Annotated in this window: 13 protein-coding genes and 3 pseudogenes; 11 read left to right on the top strand and 5 right to left on the bottom strand. The window is 64.3% G+C overall.

The annotated features are described in order from the left end of the window. Positions 1 to 36 precede the first annotated feature (36 nt). From ACFXS9_RS05150 to ACFXS9_RS05135, 4 genes and pseudogenes are all read left to right on the top strand, one after another. Positions 37 to 786 (top strand): annotated as a pseudogene (locus ACFXS9_RS05150) (MFS transporter); the annotation flags it as partial. 178 nt (positions 787 to 964) lie between these two features. Continuing rightward, complete coding sequence (locus ACFXS9_RS05145; RefSeq protein ID WP_392685694.1) at positions 965 to 1,687, top strand: MFS transporter; 723 nt, start codon at positions 965 to 967, stop codon at positions 1,685 to 1,687. Between the two features lie 48 nt (positions 1,688 to 1,735). Continuing rightward, the gene (locus ACFXS9_RS05140; RefSeq protein ID WP_392685692.1) at positions 1,736 to 2,092 is read left to right on the top strand and encodes a hypothetical protein; all 357 of its coding nucleotides are present in this window, start codon (positions 1,736 to 1,738) and stop codon (positions 2,090 to 2,092) included. 15 nt (positions 2,093 to 2,107) lie between these two features. Continuing rightward, positions 2,108 to 2,671 carry an HdeD family acid-resistance protein gene (locus ACFXS9_RS05135; protein WP_392685689.1) on the top strand — a complete coding sequence of 188 codons (564 nt, stop codon included), beginning with the start codon at positions 2,108 to 2,110 and terminating at the stop codon, positions 2,669 to 2,671. A gap of 152 nt (positions 2,672 to 2,823) precedes the next feature. Here the strand turns inward: ACFXS9_RS05135 and ACFXS9_RS05130 are convergent, their stop codons facing one another. After that, complete coding sequence (locus tag ACFXS9_RS05130) at positions 2,824 to 3,150, bottom strand: hypothetical protein (protein WP_392685686.1); 327 nt, start codon at positions 3,148 to 3,150, stop codon at positions 2,824 to 2,826. A gap of 49 nt (positions 3,151 to 3,199) precedes the next feature. Next, positions 3,200 to 4,111: a hypothetical protein gene (locus tag ACFXS9_RS05125; protein ID WP_392685683.1), complete on the bottom strand. Its 912-nt coding sequence runs from the start codon at positions 4,109 to 4,111 to the stop codon at positions 3,200 to 3,202. Positions 4,112 to 4,187: 76 nt separating this feature from the next. On the opposite strand from ACFXS9_RS05125, the gene ACFXS9_RS05120 reads away from it, so the two are divergent. Next, positions 4,188 to 5,387 carry an MFS transporter gene (locus ACFXS9_RS05120; RefSeq protein ID WP_392685680.1) on the top strand — a complete coding sequence of 400 codons (1,200 nt, stop codon included), beginning with the start codon at positions 4,188 to 4,190 and terminating at the stop codon, positions 5,385 to 5,387. Here the strand turns inward: ACFXS9_RS05120 and dgcA are convergent. Further along, a pseudogene (dgcA, locus tag ACFXS9_RS05115) lies at positions 5,357 to 6,355 on the bottom strand (N-acetyl-D-Glu racemase DgcA). The gene ACFXS9_RS05120 and the pseudogene dgcA sit on opposite strands and share 31 nt — an antisense overlap. 139 nt (positions 6,356 to 6,494) lie before the next feature. On the opposite strand from dgcA, the gene ACFXS9_RS05110 reads away from it, so the two are divergent. From ACFXS9_RS05110 to ACFXS9_RS05100, 3 genes are all read left to right on the top strand, one after another. After that, the gene (locus ACFXS9_RS05110; protein WP_392685677.1) at positions 6,495 to 7,628 is read left to right on the top strand and encodes an MlaE family ABC transporter permease; all 1,134 of its coding nucleotides are present in this window, start codon (positions 6,495 to 6,497) and stop codon (positions 7,626 to 7,628) included. A gap of 2 nt (positions 7,629 to 7,630) precedes the next feature. Then, positions 7,631 to 8,401 carry an ABC transporter ATP-binding protein gene (locus tag ACFXS9_RS05105; RefSeq protein ID WP_065749298.1) on the top strand — a complete coding sequence of 257 codons (771 nt, stop codon included), beginning with the start codon at positions 7,631 to 7,633 and terminating at the stop codon, positions 8,399 to 8,401. 110 nt (positions 8,402 to 8,511) lie between these two features. After that, complete coding sequence (locus ACFXS9_RS05100; RefSeq protein ID WP_392685674.1) at positions 8,512 to 9,408, top strand: MlaD family protein; 897 nt, start codon at positions 8,512 to 8,514, stop codon at positions 9,406 to 9,408. Positions 9,409 to 9,743: 335 nt separating this feature from the next. Here the strand turns inward: ACFXS9_RS05100 and ACFXS9_RS05095 are convergent. Next, a pseudogene (locus tag ACFXS9_RS05095) lies at positions 9,744 to 15,140 on the bottom strand (hypothetical protein). 397 nt (positions 15,141 to 15,537) lie between these two features. Here ACFXS9_RS05095 and ACFXS9_RS05090 point away from each other — a divergent pair. Together ACFXS9_RS05090 and ACFXS9_RS05085 are read left to right on the top strand one after the other, a co-directional pair. Then, complete coding sequence (locus tag ACFXS9_RS05090) at positions 15,538 to 15,915, top strand: Hpt domain-containing protein (RefSeq protein WP_392685671.1); 378 nt, start codon at positions 15,538 to 15,540, stop codon at positions 15,913 to 15,915. A gap of 132 nt (positions 15,916 to 16,047) precedes the next feature. After that, on the top strand, positions 16,048 to 16,368 hold the full coding sequence (locus ACFXS9_RS05085; RefSeq protein WP_028348595.1) for a 2Fe-2S iron-sulfur cluster-binding protein: 321 nt from the start codon (positions 16,048 to 16,050) through the stop codon (positions 16,366 to 16,368). 27 nt (positions 16,369 to 16,395) lie between these two features. Here ACFXS9_RS05085 and ACFXS9_RS05080 read toward each other — a convergent pair whose 3' ends face one another. After that, on the bottom strand, positions 16,396 to 16,851 hold the full coding sequence (locus ACFXS9_RS05080) for an acyl-CoA thioesterase (protein WP_392685667.1): 456 nt from the start codon (positions 16,849 to 16,851) through the stop codon (positions 16,396 to 16,398). Between the two features lie 157 nt (positions 16,852 to 17,008). Between ACFXS9_RS05080 and ACFXS9_RS05075 the strand changes: the two genes are divergently transcribed. Beyond that, the gene (locus ACFXS9_RS05075) at positions 17,009 to 18,037 is read left to right on the top strand and encodes an NAD(P)/FAD-dependent oxidoreductase (RefSeq protein ID WP_392685665.1); all 1,029 of its coding nucleotides are present in this window, start codon (positions 17,009 to 17,011) and stop codon (positions 18,035 to 18,037) included. Positions 18,038 to 18,048: the final 11 nt, after the last annotated feature.

Raw genomic sequence — 18,048 nt, 5'->3', positions numbered from 1 at the left:
TGATCGATCCGGAACCGAGCCGCTCGGGAGGACACCATGGCGACGCACTCGATGTCGATCGGAGCAATCCGAGAAGGTGCGCGGGAGTCATGGGTACCGATGATCGCCATCGCGCTCGGCCAGATGATCATGTCCTACAACGTCGCCTCGCTACCGGTGGCGCTCGGCGGGATGGTGAAGAGTTTTGGCGTCCCGCCGACGACGGTTGCGACCGGCATCGTGGCCTATTCCATGCTTGTTGCCGGTTTCGTGATGCTCGGCGCAAAGCTCGCCCAGCGGTTCGGCGCGTTGCAAGTGTTCCGCTTCGCCGTCATCCTGTTCTGCGCGTCGCAGATACTGATGACATTCAGTCCTACGGCGACGTTGATGATCACGGCGCAAGCGCTTTGCGGCGCGGCCGGCTCCGTGATCGTGCCGTCGCTGGTGGCGCTGATTGCCGAGAATTACACGGGAAGGCAGCAGGCGACGGCGGTGGGTGCGCTCGGCTCCGCGCGCGCGGCGGCCGGCGTGCTGGCGTTCATCATCGGCGGCGTGCTCGGCACCTATATCGGCTGGCGCCCGGCATTCGGTATCCTGATCGCGGCTTCTGCGATTGTGTTCCTTCTGAGCTTCCGTCTCAAGCGCGACTATGGCCGCCCGGATGTGCATATCGATTTCTTCGGTGTGGTTCTGGCGGCATCGGCGATCGTTCTCATCAGTTTCGGCTTCAACAATCTGAATGGATGGGGACTAGCGCTGGCCACCGCCAATGCGCCGTTCGACCTGCTTGGCCTTTCGCCGGCGCCGATCATGATCGTTCTCGGCGTCGTGCTCGGGCAGGCATTCCTGATGTGGACGCATCGGCGTCAGGCCGCCGGGAAGACCCCGCTATTGGCGCTCGAGGTGATCGACTCGCCGGAAGAGCGCTGCGCGGTCTATGCGCTGTTTGCCGTGGTCGCGCTGGAGGCGGCGCTTAATTTCTCCAGTGCCGTTGTACATTCAGATCGTGCAGGGCCGCTCGCCGCTTGCGACCGCGATTGCGATGATGCCGTTCAATCTGACGGTGTTCTTCACGGCGATGCTTATCGTCAATGTCTACGACCGGCTGACGCCGCGGCAGATCGGCCGCTACGGCTTCCTGCTGTGCACGGTTGGTCTGGTGTGGCTGGCCGTTGTCGTGCGCAACGACTGGAGCGAGATTCCTGTGCTGATCGGCCTGGTGCTGTTCGGGATCGGGCAGGGCTCGCTGGTAACGCTGTTGTTCAACGTGCTGGTGACCGCCTCGCCCAAGGAGCTTGCAGGCGACGTCGGGTCGCTGCGCGGCACCACGCAAAATCTTGCCGCTGCGGTTGGAACGGCGGTGGCGGGTGCACTTCTGGTCGGTCTGTTGAGTGCGATCGCGCTCAGCAGCATCGCGGCCAGCCCCGTGCTGCCGAAGGAGATCCAGAGCCAGGTCGATCTCGACAACATCACCTTCGTCAGCAACGACCGGCTGCGCAGCGTGATGGAAGGAACGACCGCGACGCCGCAGCAGGTCGAGGAAGCGGTCCGCGTGAATACCGAAGCGCGGCTGCGTGCGTTGAAGATCGGACTATTGATCATGGCCGGTCTTGCGCTGCTGGCGATCATCCCGGCGGGCCGGCTTCCGAATTATCTGCCGGGCGAGATACCGAGCGATGCGCCCGGCACCCGATTGAGGTCCGGCTGATCAGCACGAGCATGCGAGGAAAGGGTCGTCCCAAGAAGGAGAACAACGATGGATGCAATCGACCGTCGCGCTGCGCTGCGGGCTCTGGTGTGCGGTGCCGTGACCATCGGCCTGGCCACAAGCCTGCCACCAGGCATGGCCGAGGCGGCGCCGCTCGCGGTGCAGAAGGATCCTGGAAAGGACGCCGGAGATTTCAAGCTCGAGGCTCAAGGCCCTGGCACGCGGCCGCCTGGACCATCGGCTGGACGGCCACCGGGACGGCCGCCCACGCGGCCGTCGCGTCCTCCCCTCACTGGCATCGTCGTCGGCGTCGCCGTTGGGTCTGCTGGTGGCACCGCGGCCGTCGCCGGTGCGGCTGGCGATGGCGGTGATGGCCACGCTGCTCGAGGCTGCGATGAGACGTGAAGTGAGGAGGCTGACATGACCACAATTGACAACAGCTCGCCGACGGGCGTCACCAACCTGCCTGCGCCGCCGTTCTGGATCTGTGTTCTGCTTGGACTCGCCTTGATCCTGGCGGGCTTCCTGGTTCTCGGCGACGTCATGCTCGTCACCGTGATCAGCACCATCTTCATCGGCTGGGTTTCGATCGTCGCCGGCGCCTTCGAGATCGTCCATGCATTCTGGACCAAGGGATGGGGAGGTTTCGTATGGCAGGTGCTTCTCGGCATCCTGTACATCGCCTTTGGCGTCGTGCTGGTGGGCCAGCCGGTCGCCAGCGCCTTGATTCTCACCTACGTCCTCGGCCTGGTGTTGCTGATTTCCGGTTTCGTCCGCATCCTGATCGGCATCAGCCATTGGCGAGAGGCGGGCTGGATCATGCTGCTATCCGGCGCGTTCGGCATATTGGCTGGCCTCGTCATTCTGACTGGATTTCCGATGACCGGCTTGTGGGTCCTCGGATTGCTGCTCGGCGTCGATCTGATTTCCCATGGCATCGGGTGGTTGGCTTATGCGTGGCAGCCTACCACCCGAAGCGCGTAGCTCCTCCTGCCTACTAGAGCGAGATGGCTTTTCTTCGAGATCGTCATCTCGCTCTCTTTTTCAGTTAGGGACGTCCGGGCGATCTGGTGCCCCACTTTGCTGCCGACGCGTCATGGAAGCCGGCGCGGTTTCCAGGCGGCGGCGCAGAGCTCTTATGAAAAGAACGCGATCTTCTCGGCTTGGCTCATGCGCCGGATCGGTGCCAGCGGGTCGTTCGCCGCCGTGACCGGCTTTCGCAATATGCCGCTCGCGATGAGGGTCGAGCCGAGCGACACTTCTACTGCCGCGGCGGGTGCCGGTGCGGCAACGGGCGCCGGAGGCGACTGAACCGTCTGTTGGACCGGCGGCGACGACGGTGTGGCGACCGGTTCGGGCACGATCTTGGGAGCAATCGGCGCAGGCTCCGCCAGACGGACCTGCTCGGCTATCGCTTCGGCGATCTCCTCGTCGCTGATCGGATCCGGCGCGCCCATCTCCATGGCGATCATGTCGAGGACCGCCTCGTCTTGCGCATCAGCGTCCCGCGCATCAACGTCTTGGGCAGCCGCGTGCCGGACGGTCGCGTCTTGCACAGAGGTATCTTGGACCGAAGCCTCCTGGAGCGGTGGCGCTTTCGGCAGCCAGCGGCGTTTCCGCTTCCGTCAGCGCGGCTTCCGCCGCCGCAAGCGCGGCCTCTGCGGATGCGGCCATCGAAGCGAATGCCGTCTCGGCAGCTTCCGGTGCTTCCTGCGCGAAGGCTGGCTCGGCTGCCAGGGAAGTTTCCTGCGCGGCCGGGAAGGGCGATGCCGCCTCGGGCTCGGCAGCCGGCGCTGACGACTGGTCCTCGTCCCCGAATTCCACCAGCCGGCCCTGGAGGGCGGCGAAGGCCGCACGCAGCGCTGCTCGCGCCTCCTCGGAGGAGAACTGTTCGGTGCCCTTTTCGATGACGGTGACCTGCGAATCGATCAGGTCGCAAATTCGCCCGTCATTGCCGATTTCCCGGAGCCGCCAGGCGATTTCGCGCAGCACCCGCGCGCCCTTGCGGACCGGGGCCAGCCGTTGCTCCAGTGCAAGGCTGTCGAGCGCCTCGACCGCGGATTCCTCGGCCGCCTCGACGGCGCCGCGAATGGCGGCAAGCGCCTCGGTCAGGCGCTCTTGCGCCGCGGCTGCCGCTGCGACGGCCTCGGCCGCCTGCTGCGCCGAAAGGCCTTCCTCCCGCTGGAGGTTTGCTTCTCGCTGAAGGGTCTCTTCCCGCTGGGCGGTGAGGCTTTGCTCGATCCGCGCCACCGCGTCCAGCACCATGCGGGTGTCGGCGTTGCGGTTGCGCTTGGCGTATTCGGTCAGGAACCAGCGGCCCCGCGACGTCTCCATGAAGGCTTCGGCGATTGCAGCATAGTCCTCCTCGCTCGGCAGCGCGGCGCGTGCTGAGATCGGCGAAAGGGCGAATGCTTCGTCGGCCATGTCAAACTCTTCGCGCAAATCGGCGCGCATTGCGATAACGAAACAACACGATATTGACCGAATCGCAATTGAATTGATGCCAAGCGAATCACAAATCCCCATCGCTTCTCAAGGTGCATCGAAGCGATTCGCGACCCGGGTGGCGCTGTTTTACGGCACGCTGTTCGGCATGACCGGCGCCCATCTTCCGTTTTTCACGGTATGGTTGAAGGCCGTCGGGATCGATGCGTTTTGGATAGGGCTGATCACGGCCGTGCCGCCGGTGAGCCGATTCACCGTCCTTCCGGTGGTGACGGGCCTTGCGGAACGGCGGCAGGCCTTGCGCGGCGGCATCATCTTGACCGCCTTTGCCACCGCTTTGGGCTTTTTCGTGCTGGGCACCCAGCATCTGCCTGTGCTGGTGTTCCTGATCTACGCGCTGACCTGCTGCCTGTGGACGCCTATGGTGCCGCTTACCGATGCCTATGCGTTACGGGGAGTGAAGCGCTACGGCCTCAACTACGGACCGCTGCGACTGTGGGGCTCGGCGGCCTTTGTCCTCGGTGCGCTGGTTTGCGGAATGCTGCTCGACCTCATCGCCGCCCGAAACCTGATCTGGATCATCGCCGGCTCGGCGGCGCTCGGGGCGCTGGCCAGCCTTGCGCTGGAGCCGCTGGATGACGTCAGGGCCGTTCGCCCGGCCGCCGGCGACGCGACCGCGCTGCTGCGCGACGGCGGCTTTATCGCGATCATCGTGGCGTCGGCGCTGATCCAGGGCAGCCATGCCGCCTATTACATTTTTGCGTCGATTGCCTGGCAACAAGCAGGGTTCGACGGACTGACGATTGCAGTTCTGTGGGTGCTCGGCGTGATCGCCGAGATCGTGCTGTTCGCCCTGTCGCCGCGGTTCACCCTGCAGCCGTCGATGCTGGTGGTGATCGCAGCGCTGAGCGCGGCCGCGCGCTGGGTGTTAACGGCGCAGGACCTGCCGCTCGCTATCCTTGCGATTGTCCAACTCGCGCATGCGCTGAGTTTCGGGCTGACGCAGGTCGGCATCATGGGATTGATGCTGCATCACGTGCCCGGCCACGTGATGGCGCGCGCACAGGGCTATCTGACCGCCTGCGGCGGCATCGTCGCCGGCCTCGCCTCGGTCGCGTCAGGCACGATCTACGAGACCTGGGGACAAGGCATCTACTACGTGATGGCGGCGATGGCCGCTCTCGGCGGGCTGGTGGTCTGGCTGGCGCGGGACCGGCTCGCGCGTCAGCCCCACAAGGCGGCTTCTGGCGGATAGACCAGGCTGCCGTCGTAGCGCAGGCCGCCGTCGCGGTCGCGCGCCAGCAACAGGGGGCCGTCGAGATCGACGAGATCTCGCCTGCTGCGCGAGCAGCATGGCTGGCGCCATCGCCAGCGAGGTCGCAACCATGCAGCCGATCATGATCTCGAAGCCGAGCGCCTGGGCGGCATCCGCCATTGCGAGCGCCTCCGTCAGCCCGCCGGTCTTGTCGAGCTTGATGTTGACGGCATCGTAGCGCGTGCGCAGGCCTTCCAGCGAGGCGCGGTCATGCACACTTTCGTCGGCGCAGACCATGACCGGGCGCTTGATGCGGGCCAACGCCTCGTCGCGCCCGGCCGGCAGCGGCTGCTCGACCAGCGTGACGCCGGCGTTGGCGCAGGCGGCGAGGTGGTATTCGAGATTGTCCGCCGTCCAGGCTTCGTTGGCATCGACGATCAATTCGGATTCTGGGGGCTGCCTTGCGTACCGCCGCAATCCGCGCGTCATCGCCATCGCCGCCGAGCTTGATCTTTAAGAGCGGCCGATGCGCGGCCTTGGCCGTTGCCGACGCCATCGCCTCCGGCGTGCCCAGCGAAATCGTGAAGGCGGTGGTGCAGGGGGCGCGGCGCCGGCCGTCCGAGCAGTGTCCATATCCGTTGGCCGGAGCTCTTGGCCTCAAAATCCAATAGCGCGCAATCCAGCGCGTTACGGGCGGCGCCGGCCGGCATCGCCGCCTGCAGCGCCGCTCGGTCCAGTCCCTTGGCAAGAGGTTCCTGCATCGCATTAAGGGCTTCAAGCGTCGCTTCCGCCGTCTCGCCGTAACGCGGGTAGGGCACGCATTCGCCGCGCCCAGTACAGTCCCCCTGGCTCACGGCGGCGACGACGGTGACCGCTTCGGTTTTGGCGCCGCGGCTGATGGTGAACGCGCCTGCGATGGGCCAGCGTTCGATGCTGACGGCAAACCTTCGAGATAGGCCGGAAGTCATTTTAAAATCTGGCAATTTTCTGAACCGCAAGCTTGCCCGCCGCTACCAAGTATGGCTGGTTAGGGACAGATTCGACAAGGCAATACGGCATGCGGAACCCAAGGGATTCGCATCGGTATCGGCCGAAGGGTGGGCATTGGTGAGCGGCGACCCGACATTGGAGCGGATAGCCAGGGGCAACGGGCTGGCGCTGTGTGCAGCCGGCTCCTGGACGGCGCGCTTTGCGCCGGTGCTGGAACGAATGGTCGCCGACGCCGAGAAGCTCAGCGGCACCCGGCCCAACATCTCCATCGATGTCTCGCAGGTGTCGAAGCTCGACACGTTCGGCGCCTGGCTGATCGAGCGGCTGCGCCGCAGCCTGACCCATGGCGGCATCGAGGCCGAGATCGCCGGGCTCTCGGCCAATTATTCCAGCCTGGTCGACGAGGTGCGGCGGGTGAAGGCCGAGCCAATCGTCGAAACCGACCGACTGACGATCACCGGCATGCTGGAGCAGATCGGCCGCGCCGTGGCCGGCATCGGCGGCACCTTGATCGGGCTGATCGATATGCTGGGCGCGGTGCTCACCGCGGCCGCCCATGTCCTGATCCGTCCCCGCCACTTCCGCCTGACCTCGACCATCCATCACCTCGAGCAAGTGTGCTGGCGCGCGGTGCCGATCGTGGTGCTGATCACGTTCCTGATCGGCTGTATCATTTCGCAACAGGGTATTTTCCATTTCCGCAAATTCGGCGCCGACATCTTCGTGGTGGACATGCTGGGCGTGCTGGTGCTGCGCGAGATCGGCGTGCTCCTGGTGGCGATCATGGTAGCGGGACGCTCGGGTTCGGCCTACACCGCCGAGCTCGGCTCGATGAAGATGCGGGAAGAGATCGACGCGCTGCGCACCATGGGGTTCGATCCGATCGAGGTTTTGATCCTGCCGCGGATGCTGGCGCTGGTACTGGCATTGCCGATATTGGCGTTCCTCGGAGCGATGGCGGCGCTTTACGGCGGCGGGCTGGTGGCGTGGCTCTATGGCGGGGTCGAGCCCGAGGCTTTCCTGCTGCGGCTACGAGATGCCATCTCGATCGACCATTTCATCGTCGGCCTCATCAAGGCGCCGGTGATGGCGGCCGTCATCGGCATCGTCGCCTGCGTCGAGGGACTGGCTGTGCAGGGCAGCGCTGAATCGCTCGGGCAGCACACGACATCTTCGGTGGTGAAGGGAATCTTCTTTGTGATCGTGATGGATGGCGTGTTCGCCATCTTCTTCGCGTCGATCGGAATGTGACCATGGTGGGTGAGATTTCCGACGCGATCATCCGGGTCCGCGACATCACCGTGCAGTTCGGCAAGACGCGGGTGCTCGACGGACTCAACCTCGACGTCAAGCGCGGCGAGATCTTGGGATTTGTCGGCCCTTCGGGCGCCGGAAAATCGGTGCTGACGCGCACCATTATCGGTCTGGTGCCCAAGCTGAGTGGACGCATCGAGGTGTTCGGCGTCGATCTCGATGCGGCGAGCGCCTCCGAGCGCCGCGGCGTCGAGCGCCGCTGGGGCATCCTGTTTCAGCAAGGCGCGCTGTTTTCTTCTCTTACCGTGCGGCAGAACATCCAGTTTCCGGTGCGCGAATATCTCAACGTCTCGCAGCGGCTGCTTGACGAGATCATGGTGGCCAAGCTCGGCATGGTGGGCCTGCGGCCCGAAGTCGCCGATCGCTATCCGTCCGAACTGTCGGGCGGCATGATCAAGCGCGTGGCGCTGGCGCGCGCGCTCGCGCTCGACCCCGAGCTGGTGTTCCTGGACGAGCCGACCTCGGGGCTCGATCCGATCGGCGCCGGGGATTTCGACGAGCTGGTGCGCACCCTGCAGCGTACTTTGGGCCTGACGGTTTTCATGGTAACCCATGATCTCGACAGCCTTTATACGGCCTGCGACCGCATCGCGGTTTTAGGGAACGGTAAGATCATTGCCGCAGGATCGATTGCCGATATGCAGGCCTCGCAGCATCCCTGGCTGAGGCAATATTTCCACGGCAAGCGCGCCCGCGCTGTGATGGGTTAGGGCCCCCAAAAGTGTGATCGGTTTTTCGGATCAGATCGTGCTCAAACATGAGATAAATGACGGGTCTATCGGCAACGCTGGATAGATCTGATTTCGGAGTACCTTGAATTATGGAAACGCGGGCGAATTACGTCCTGATCGGGGCCTTCACGCTGGCGGTGATCGCCGCCGCATTCGGCTTCGTGCTGTGGTTTCAGAGCCTGCACACCACCAAGCAGCGCAGCCCGATCCGAATTGTATTCGAAGGCCCGGCGTCTGGGTTGCGCAACGGCGGCAGCGTCAACTTTAACGGTATTAGGATAGGGGAGGTTGTCTCGGTCAAACTCGACAATCCGCGGCGCGTGGTCGCACTGGCGATGGTCGAGAACAATGCCCCGATCCGGAAAGACACGCTCGTCGGTCTCGAATTCCAGGGGCTGACCGGCGTCGCGGCGATCTCGCTGAAGGGCGGCGAGGAGAGCGCTCCTGCCGTGCCGCTCGATGAGGATGGCGTGCCCATGCTGACCGCCGATCCGGGCGCGTTGCAGGATGTCACGGAGTCGATCCGCGCCACGCTGCAGAACGTCAACCGGCTTGTCGCCGATAATCAGGAATCGGTGAAGAACTCGCTGCGAAACCTCGAGACCTTCACGGCTGCGCTCGCGCGCAACTCCGAGAAGATCGACAACGTCATGCTCAGGGTCGATGGCGTCATAGGCAAAGCCGACAGCCTCATGCTCGGGCTCAACACCATCGCCGGCGGCGCCGCCGGCGGCGAGTTGAATCTCATGGTCAAGTCGATCCGCGAACTGGCCGAGGATTTCGACAAGCGGTCGGGCGCGCTGATGGCCGATGGCCGCCGCACCCTCTCCGACATCAGCCGCGCCGTGAACAATTTCGACCGCAACCCGACCCGCGTGATCTTCGGCGGCGGCAGCAGCAGCAACAGCCAGGCGGCAGCACCGCCGCCACCGCCGCCAGCGGCCGCGGCGGCCCCAAGGGCGCCAAGCGGGCAGAAGCGGCAGTAGCAGGGGGCGAATGGTTCGCCGTACCCTGTCATCGCCCGCGAAACCGCGCTTTCGCCGCGTCATTGCGAGCCAACGGGTCGCGCGAATGCGCGCCCCGCAACGAGCGCAATAGCGCTCGCGTAGTGATGACAGGCTAAGCGAAGCAATCCATGCCTCCGCGCAGGAAAGAATGGATTGCTTCGTCGCGGAGTTTATCATCGGGCCGGCCAAGGCCGAATCCGGTGGCTCCTCGCAATGACGGCGAGCGCCGCATCTTCGATTGTGGTTGAAAAACTAAACGGAGGCCGCGAGGCCTCCGTTTTCATTCGCTATTTGCCACGCGCTATTCGCAGCGCTTACCCCAGCCGTCCCGCTGCGTGCGCGAGCAGGGTGTAGACCAGCCCGGTCTCCGAGGTGAGGTGGCCGCGCAGCGCCTGCGGCCCGCGATCCTCGCGTGCAACTTCGTCCAACAGCCGTTCGAACTCCGCGATATAGCGATCGACCGTCTGCTTGAAGCTGCGGTCGGCGCGATATTTGCGGGCGACCTCATCGAACGCCTTCTGGCCGGCCGGCGTGTAGAGGCGTTTGCTGAACGCCTTGCTCTCGCCACGCTGGTAGCGATCCCACATTTCGGCGGCGAGATCCTGATCCATCAGCCGGCCGATGTCGAGCGACAGCGACTCCAGCGGATTGACCGGGGTCTGCGGCGAGCGGCCACGGGGAGCCTCGCGTCCCGTACCTGCGTCGGTGCGGTGGAGCAGGTCAGACAGCCATCCGTCGCCGCGTCCAGCATCCTGGCTCACCGGACTGACCGGGGGGCTTCGGCGCGGCGCGGGGCGGGCATGCCGAGATCCGGTGGCGGTAGCGTCGATGCGCTGCCGGCGTCGCGCATCCGCACTTCGTTGCGGCCGCCGGCGGCCGCTGCCATCACGGGCTCTTCCTGGCGTTGCACGCTGGCGCGGCCGGCAGTCACGACGTCGAGACCGCGGCCATGATGGGCGACAATCCGGTTGAGCTCGGCAAGCGCCTCGATCTGGTCGACGATCACCTTGCGCATCTGCGCGGTGTTGTCGGCCGCCTCCTGCGGCATCTCGAGCACGCCGCGGCGCAGCTCGTTGCGCGTCGCCTCGAGTTCCTGATGCATTTCGGCGGCCATCTGCTTCATGGACTGTACCATCGCAGCGAACTTCTCGGTCGACTGCTTGAACATCGCATCGGTTTCATGCGTGCTCTGTTGGTAAAGATCGTTCATGGCGTCGAGGGTCTGCTGCCGCTCGTTCTCGGCCGCAGCGCGTACGGCTTCGAACTGGCGGCTAATCGCGGCCGATCCTGCGCCGGCGGTCTCCGCCACGACGCGCGCGATATCGCGGGCGCGTTCTTCCGCCGCGGCAAGCGATTCGTCGAGCAGGCCGGTGAAGCGCGACAGCCGCTGGTCGAGGTCGGTTGTGCGCAGGTCGATGGTGGTCACCAGCGATTCAAGCTGCGACTTGCGGTCGGCGACCGACGTCGAGGTGGAGCGGTTGGCCTGTTCGACCACGTCGGCTGCTTCGACCAGCTCCTTGCCGTGTTTTTCGAACTCGCTCGACAGCGCGCCGAGATCCTCCAGCGCCTTCGTCGTCTTGGAGTTGAACACGGTCAACTGGTCTTCCAGCGTCTGGGTCGCGACGCCGTTGCGGGCGGTGACGTCGTTCATCGCGGATACGAAGTCGGCCACGCGGGTCACCAGCGCGCGTTCCAGCGAGTTGAGATTGTCGTGTGCGCCGGTCAGCACTTCCTGCAGCAGGATGTTGCCTTCACGCAGCCGCTCGAACAGCGCCACCGTGTCGGTGCGCAGGATCTTGCTGGTCTCCTGCATTTCGGTGACGGCGGCGATCGATACCTGGCGCGACTGGTCGATGGCCGAGCGCGACGCCTGCTCGAGGTCCTTCAGCGACTTGGCTACCGCGCCGGTGGCGAGGTCGCCTGCGGTGGTAATCGTGCGCGCGACTTCCGAACCGTGGGTCGACATCGATTGCGAGAACGCCTGGCCGCGGGTTTCGATCGATTTCAGGGCGTCGCCGGTGACACGGTCGATGTCTGTCGTCAGTTGCGTGGTCCTGGCGCTGAGCGCCTCGACCAACGAACCGCGGCGGCTGTCGACGATCTGCGCCAGACGGTCGGTCTGCTGCTGGACGTAGGTGACGATTTCGTCGGTCTTGCCGGTCATCGTCGAGCCGAAATTGCTGCTCGCGGCGAGTACCGAACGTTCGATATCGGCCGAGGTCGATTTGACCTTGGAGCTGACCTCGTTCGTTGCGGCGACCAGCACGCTCTGCGCGTTCTGCGCGGTGGTCTGGATGGTATCGGTTGTGCTGGCGGTGACGACGCCGAGCGAACGCTCCATGTCGGCGGCGATCGCCTTGATCTGGTTGGCGGCCTCGGCGGAGGTCGCAGAGAACGAGTTCTGGGCTTCGCGCGCGGTGCCGAGGATGGAGGCCGCAGTGTCGGTGCCGACGGAAGTCAGCGTGCGTTCGACGTCGATCGCGAGCGACTTGACATGGTTGGCGGCTTCCGTCGACGCCGTGATCAGCGCGTTCTGGGCTTCGCGTGCGCCCGACGTGATCGATTCGGCGGTGGCATTGCCGGCCATCGAGAGCGAACGCTCCATGTCGGCGGCGAGCGCCTTGACCTGGGTCGATGCGTTGGCGGACGCGTTGATCAGGGTATTCTGGGCCTCGCGGGCGCCTGCCGTGATCGCTTCGGCGGTCGCCGTTCCGGCGATCGACAGCGAACGTTGTACGTCGGCCGCAAGCGACTTGACCTGATTGGCGGCCTCGGTGGAGGCGGCAACCAGCGTGCTTTGTGCTTCACGGGCACCTGCGGTGACGGCCTCGGCGGTTGCCGTGCCGGCGACCGAGAGCGAACGCTCGACGTCGGCTGCAAGCGACTTGACCTGATTGGCGGCCTCGGTAGAGGCGGCGACCAACGTGCTCTGTGCTTCACGTGCACCTGCGGTAACGGCTTCGGCGGTTGCCGTCCCGGCGACCGACAGCGAGCGCTCGACGTCGATGGCGAGCGACTTGACATGGCTTGCGGCCTCAGTGGACGCGGTCACCAGCGTGGTCTGCGCCTCGCGCGCGCCGGCGAGAACCGATGCGGCCGTGGCGTCGCCTGCGGCCGAGAGGGTGCGCTCGACGTCGGCGGCGAGAGATTTGATTTGGGCGGCAGCCTCGGAGGACGCGGACACCAGCGTGGTCTGGGCATCTTTGGCGCTGGTCAGGATCGAAGTGGCCGCGCCGGTGCCCACCGCGGTGAGGGCGGCCTCGACCTCGGCCGAGGTCAGCTTGAGTTGTGCGCCGACATCGGAGGAAACCGTCAGCAGCGCCTGCTGCGCGCTGCGTGCGCCGGTCTGGATGGTCTCGGAGGTATTGACCACGAGGTTGGTCAGAGAACGCTCGGCGTCCTCGACATGCGACTTGATGCCGGAGGAAAGCATTTCGGCGCGCGATATCAGATCTTCGCTGGCCTGGCGGCCGCTGCTTTCGATCCGGCCGGCCACAGCCTCGATGCGCGAACCGAGCAGGTCCTCAAACTGCGCCACGCGGGTGTCGATGTCGCTGGCGATGGCGCCGACCCTGGTCTCGACGCCGTTGGCAATGTCGCCGACGCGGGTTTCGATGCCCTGATGAATTTCCTGGAACCGCGCCTGGATGATGTCGGTCAAATGGGCGCTGCGACCGTCGATGGTCTCGGTGACGTTGGCAATGCGATGGTCGACCGCGGCAATCGCCTGTGCGGTGCCCTCGGTCAGCGAGGAGGTGAGCAAGGTGAGCCGCTGGTCGATCGACTGGATCGCCTGCGCCGCGCCGTCGGTCAACGAGGTTGCCAGCGTGCCGAGGCGGCCGTCGATGGTTTCGGTGACGGATTTGGCGCGGGTGTCGAAAGTGGTTTCCAGCGATTTCAGGCGACCGTCGATGGTCTCGTCGAACGACTTGATCTTGTTGTCGAGCGAAGCGTCGAGACTGTTGACCCGGGTGCCGAGCTGGGTTTCGAACTGCAGCAGCCGCTGATCGAGCGAAGCGGTGATCTCGCCGCTGTTCGAGACCAGGCGGGTGTCGAAAGTGTCGACGTAGTTCTTCAGGTTGTCCGATATCTCCTGGGTCCGCTGGCCCATGCGCTCAACGATCTCGCCGCCAAAGGTTTTGACGGTGCGGTCGAATTCGGAGATGTGCCGCGTGATCAGCGCGCCCAGCGTGCCGCTGTCGCGGGCGAACTTTTCCGAAAGCTCCGAGCCCTGGTTCTTCACCAGCTCGTCGAAAGCGTTCATCTGCAGGGCGAGGCTGTCGTGCGCGTTCTCGGTCTGGCTGATCACCTTGGCGACCAGCGTGTTCACGGTCACGTCCAGTGCGTCACTGGCCTTGTCACCGGAGGTGAGAATGCGGCTCGCGAGGCGGTTGCCGGCGTCGTCGATCTTGCTGACGAGATCACCTGAGCGCAACTCGAGTTCGAGCAAGAGCGAGTCGGACGAATTCTTCAGGGTCGTGGACCTGCTCGGTGCGGTCCGAGATGCCGTCGACGATGGTCGAGGAGCGCTGCTCGAATTCGCTGGTGATGCGATCGAGGCGCTCGTTCAGCATCTCGTGGACGCGATCGGCCAGATCGACGAACTCGTCATGGACGTGCCCGGTCTTGAAGTTGAGGCTGGTGGTCAGCCGCTCGGAAGCGTCGAGCACGGCACGCGTTGTCTCGGCGCTGGCTTCTTCCAGACGATCGAGCAGATCGCCGCCGCGCTCGCCGAGCGCGAGGATCATGTTGTCGCCGGCATGGCTCAAGGCGCTCGTGATGTGCTGGCCGCGCTCTTCCAGTGCGCCGGTGATGCTTTTTGCGACCTCGTCGACGCGCGAGGCGATCGCGTCCGAGATCAGCGCGATGTCGTGGCGCAAGTCGATCTGGACGCCGGAGATGGCGCTGCGAACCTGCTCGGCCTGGCCGACCAGATTGTCGCGCTGATGGGCGATGTCCTGCAGCAGCGCGCGAATGCGAACTTCGTTGTCGCTATAGGCGCGCTCCAGCGCTGCGACTTCATTGGCGACCAGCGTTTCCAACTCGCCGGCGCGGGCGATCGCGCGCTCGACACCGTCGCCCATCGCGGCGACTTCACGGCGGATTGCCTGACCGACAGTCACCATCGAATCGGCGGCGGCCCCTCCGGCTCGGAGAAGCGGATCGCGACCTGCGCCATCGACTGCGCGATCATCCGCATTTCCTGGCCGCGCCAGGCAAGGCTGGCGAGGAAGTAGAACAAGAGCACCGGCGCAAAGAACAACGCCGCAAGCCCGGCGAGCACCAGCACGCCGCCGCTCTGTCCGATCGCCGCCTGCAGCGAGGGCAGGAAGCTGACGGTCAGAAGGGCGCAACCGAGTACCCAGACGCCGCCAAACGCGGTGGCAAGCGTGTAGACGCTGCGGGCAGGATGGTTCTTCTGGATCGCCTGCAGAATCTGTCCGATGGTTTCGCGATCGTCGTTGGCGGCGCGGCGGGGAGCCGCGCGGCTCTTCGATCGGATCAAACGCCGGCCGCTCGGCGCCTGCGCGCGTGTCGAACTGCGTTTCTGAATAGGGCGGCGCGGCGGAGGGCATGATCGGCTGCGTGAGTTCGCCGCCGATCGAATTTCGGCTGACGTCGCCGGTCGTATCGCTGATGTTGAGCGCTTCCTGAATGGCGGAGAGCGCGACTTCAGTGGGATCTTTGACCTTCTTGGGATTGTTCGCCATGTTCAGTCCGAGCCCTCTTAAACTTACGCATCCGGCCGCTCTGGCAAAAATGCCCCCGCAAGCTCGAAGCCGGATTCATAATCCCCCGCGGACCGCAAGCGTGCCCGCCGGCAGCTTGTCCGCTACATCCGCGAACATCCTATTGGTTGAGCGATACGAATGAAATGGCCGTGATTAAGACATTCTTAATCATCCTTAATCATCGTTAACAGCTTTGTTCCTTAAGGCCCTAAGGATACACAATTTTTTGGAACCGAATCTGGGATCGCGGCGGGTTGTTGGCAAAAACAAGGCAAAATTGCGGAGCATTCCGAGAACGTTCCGTTAACTGCTGTCGTGATTGGCTGACCAAAATGCCCCTCCGGGAATCACGCGGCAGGGCGATCCGGACCTTGCCATGCCGCTGCATCTCGAACGGGTAGAATGGATGCCATCGCCACCGCTGGTTCCCGGCGACGGGCCGATTGATTTCGAACATCTCGACCGCATGACGTTCAGCGATGCTGGCCTCGAGCGGGAGGTACTGACGATGTTCTCGGCCCAATCGGCAAGACTGGTGCACAGGCTCGCCGCCATGCCTGCGGATGCCGGCGCGCTGGCGCACACGCTCAAGGGGTCGGCCCGTGCGATCGGCGCTTTTGCGGTCGCCGACGCCGCAGCCCGGCTGGAGGCGGCAATCGCTGGTGGCTCCAACGCATCAGCGCCGCTCGCCGAACTGGACGTGGCGGTTGCGCAGGCGCGGGCAGCGATCGAGGCGGTTCTGCATCGTTCCTGATCGGAGCAGTCCGGATCGGCCAAAATCCCGGTAGAATGCTGCCTCAGGTTTTCGTCTCGACCGCTGGCGCTGCGCGGATCGACCCGTTATAGGACTGCCGGGACCCTTACTATTCCGGCAGCACGAGCGATCATGGCCAAAATCCACTTTATCGACCACACGGGCGAAAAACGAACCATTGAAGTCGAGAACGGCGCGACCGTGATGGAAGCCGCGATCCGCAACGCCATTCCAGGCATCGAAGCCGAATGTGGCGGAGCCTGCGCCTGCGCAACCTGTCACGTCTATGTCGACGAGGCCTGGCGCGAGAAGGTCGGCGCGCCGACCCCGATGGAAGAAGACATGCTGGATTTCGGCTTCGACGTGCGGCCGAACTCGCGCCTGTCGTGTCAGATCAAGGTGAGCGACGACCTCGACGGCCTCGTGGTGTCGACGCCGGAACGACAGGCCTGAACTCCGGAAGACGTCACCGCGCGCGCATCATGTCGGTCTTGCTCCGCGGCGAATCCAGCGCTGAAAATTGGCCAGGATCTCCGGCGTCAATGGCGTTGGCTTGCGCGTAGCTTCGTCAAGCAGCACCGAAACCGATTGCGCCGATGCAACGCATTTGCCTTCGGAGAAAACCACCTGATCGAAGGTGACCGAAGTTCGGCCGAACTTGACGACGCCCAGTCCCATTTCGATCGTACCAGGCCAGCGCAATTCAGCGCGGAAATGCATGTCGAGCCGGACCATGATCCAGGCAAAGCCGTCCGGCATCAAACCATAGCTGGGGTCCTTCATCAGCGTGACGCGGCCGGTTTCGAAATAGGTCGCGTAGACCGCGTTGTTGACGTGCTGGTTGGGGTCGAGGTCGGCAAATCTCACATTGTCCGACAAGCGGTACGGAAAATCCTCCAGACGCGGGGTCGCGTCGGGACGCAAGTGGGCATTCACGGGGCCATCTCCGAAAGTCTCGTTTCCTTACAGCCCACTTGTCGAATGACGGCAAGGGGTTGCCGCGGCCAGCAGTGCGATATTTGGCTTTCCTGTTGCCGCTGCCTTGGCTAGACAGATGCGGCATTTCGCCAGGTTCAACCGAAAAGAAGCTGATATGAGCGAAGCGATCAAAACCGATGTGCTGATTATTGGCGCGGGTCCGTGCGGCCTGTTCGCGGTCTTCGAATTGGGCCTGTTGGACATGAAGGTGCATCTGGTCGACATCCTCGACAAGATCGGCGGCCAGTGTGCCGAACTCTACCCGGAGAAACCGATCTACGACATTCCCGGCATTCCCTTCGTCACCGGGCAGGGCCTCACCGAGGCGCTGCTGGAGCAGATCAAACCGTTCGGTGCGACCTTCCATCTCAACGAGATGGTGGAGACGATTGAGAAGGTCGGCGATCCGCTGTTCCGCGTGACCACCGATGCCGGCAAGGTGTTCGAGTGCAAGGTGGTGGTGATTTCCGCGGGCGGCGGTTCGTTCCAGCCCAAGCGTCCTCCGGTGCCGGGCATCGAGGCGTATGAAGGCACTTCGGTATTCTATGCCGTGCGCAAGATGGAGCAGTTCCGCGACAAGAGCATCCTGATCGTCGGCGGCGGCGATTCCGCGCTCGACTGGACGCTCAATTTGCATCCGATCGCCAAGCGCGTGACGCTGCTTCACCGGCGCGACGATTTCCGCGCCGCGCCGCACAGCGTCGAGCAGATGCGTGCACTGGTCGCGAGCGGCAAGATGGATCTGAAGATCGGTCAGGTGACGTCGCTCGACGGCGAGGGCGGCAAGCTGTCGGCGGCGATGATGAAGGGCAACGACAATGCGGTCTCGAAGATCGAGTGCGATACGATGCTGCCGTTCTTCGGGCTGACGATGAAGCTCGGTCCGGTTGCGAACTGGGGCGTCGCGCTCGAGAACAATCTGGTTCCGGTCGACACCGCGGCGTTCGAAACCAATGTTCCCGGCATCTTCGCGATCGGCGACATCAACACCTATCCCGGCAAGCTCAAGTTGATTTTGTCCGGATTCCATGAGGGCGCGCTGATGGCGCAGAAGGCGCACCGCTACGTCTATCCGGACAAGCGGCTGGTGTTCCAGTACACCACCTCGTCGTCGAGTCTGCAGAAGAAGCTCGGGGTCAGTTGATTTCCCAAAAA

Origin of the sequence: Bradyrhizobium sp. RDI18 (assembly GCF_043203335.1) — a bacterium.
Classification (GTDB): Bacteria; Pseudomonadota; Alphaproteobacteria; order Rhizobiales; family Xanthobacteraceae; genus Bradyrhizobium; species Bradyrhizobium retamae.
The sequence above is the reverse complement of the archived record's forward strand: the minus strand, read 5'-3'. Positions and strand labels throughout refer to the sequence as shown.

Excerpts from the sequence above, each read along its gene's own strand:
- ACFXS9_RS05105 (WP_065749298.1), top strand. The coding sequence starts at position 7,631 with ATGGTGGGTGAGATTTCCGACGCGATCATCCGGGTCCGCGACATCACC.
- ACFXS9_RS05135 (WP_392685689.1), top strand. The coding sequence starts at position 2,108 with ATGACCACAATTGACAACAGCTCGCCGACGGGCGTCACCAACCTGCCT.
- ACFXS9_RS05120 (WP_392685680.1), top strand. The coding sequence starts at position 4,188 with ATGCCAAGCGAATCACAAATCCCCATCGCTTCTCAAGGTGCATCGAAG.
- ACFXS9_RS05130 (WP_392685686.1), bottom strand. The coding sequence starts at position 3,150 with ATGGAGATGGGCGCGCCGGATCCGATCAGCGACGAGGAGATCGCCGAA.
- ACFXS9_RS05125 (WP_392685683.1), bottom strand. The coding sequence starts at position 4,111 with ATGGCCGACGAAGCATTCGCCCTTTCGCCGATCTCAGCACGCGCCGCG.
- ACFXS9_RS05140 (WP_392685692.1), top strand. The coding sequence starts at position 1,736 with ATGGATGCAATCGACCGTCGCGCTGCGCTGCGGGCTCTGGTGTGCGGT.
- ACFXS9_RS05075 (WP_392685665.1), top strand. The coding sequence starts at position 17,009 with ATGAGCGAAGCGATCAAAACCGATGTGCTGATTATTGGCGCGGGTCCG.
- ACFXS9_RS05100 (WP_392685674.1), top strand. The coding sequence starts at position 8,512 with ATGGAAACGCGGGCGAATTACGTCCTGATCGGGGCCTTCACGCTGGCG.
- ACFXS9_RS05090 (WP_392685671.1), top strand. The coding sequence starts at position 15,538 with ATGCCGCTGCATCTCGAACGGGTAGAATGGATGCCATCGCCACCGCTG.
- ACFXS9_RS05085 (WP_028348595.1), top strand. The coding sequence starts at position 16,048 with ATGGCCAAAATCCACTTTATCGACCACACGGGCGAAAAACGAACCATT.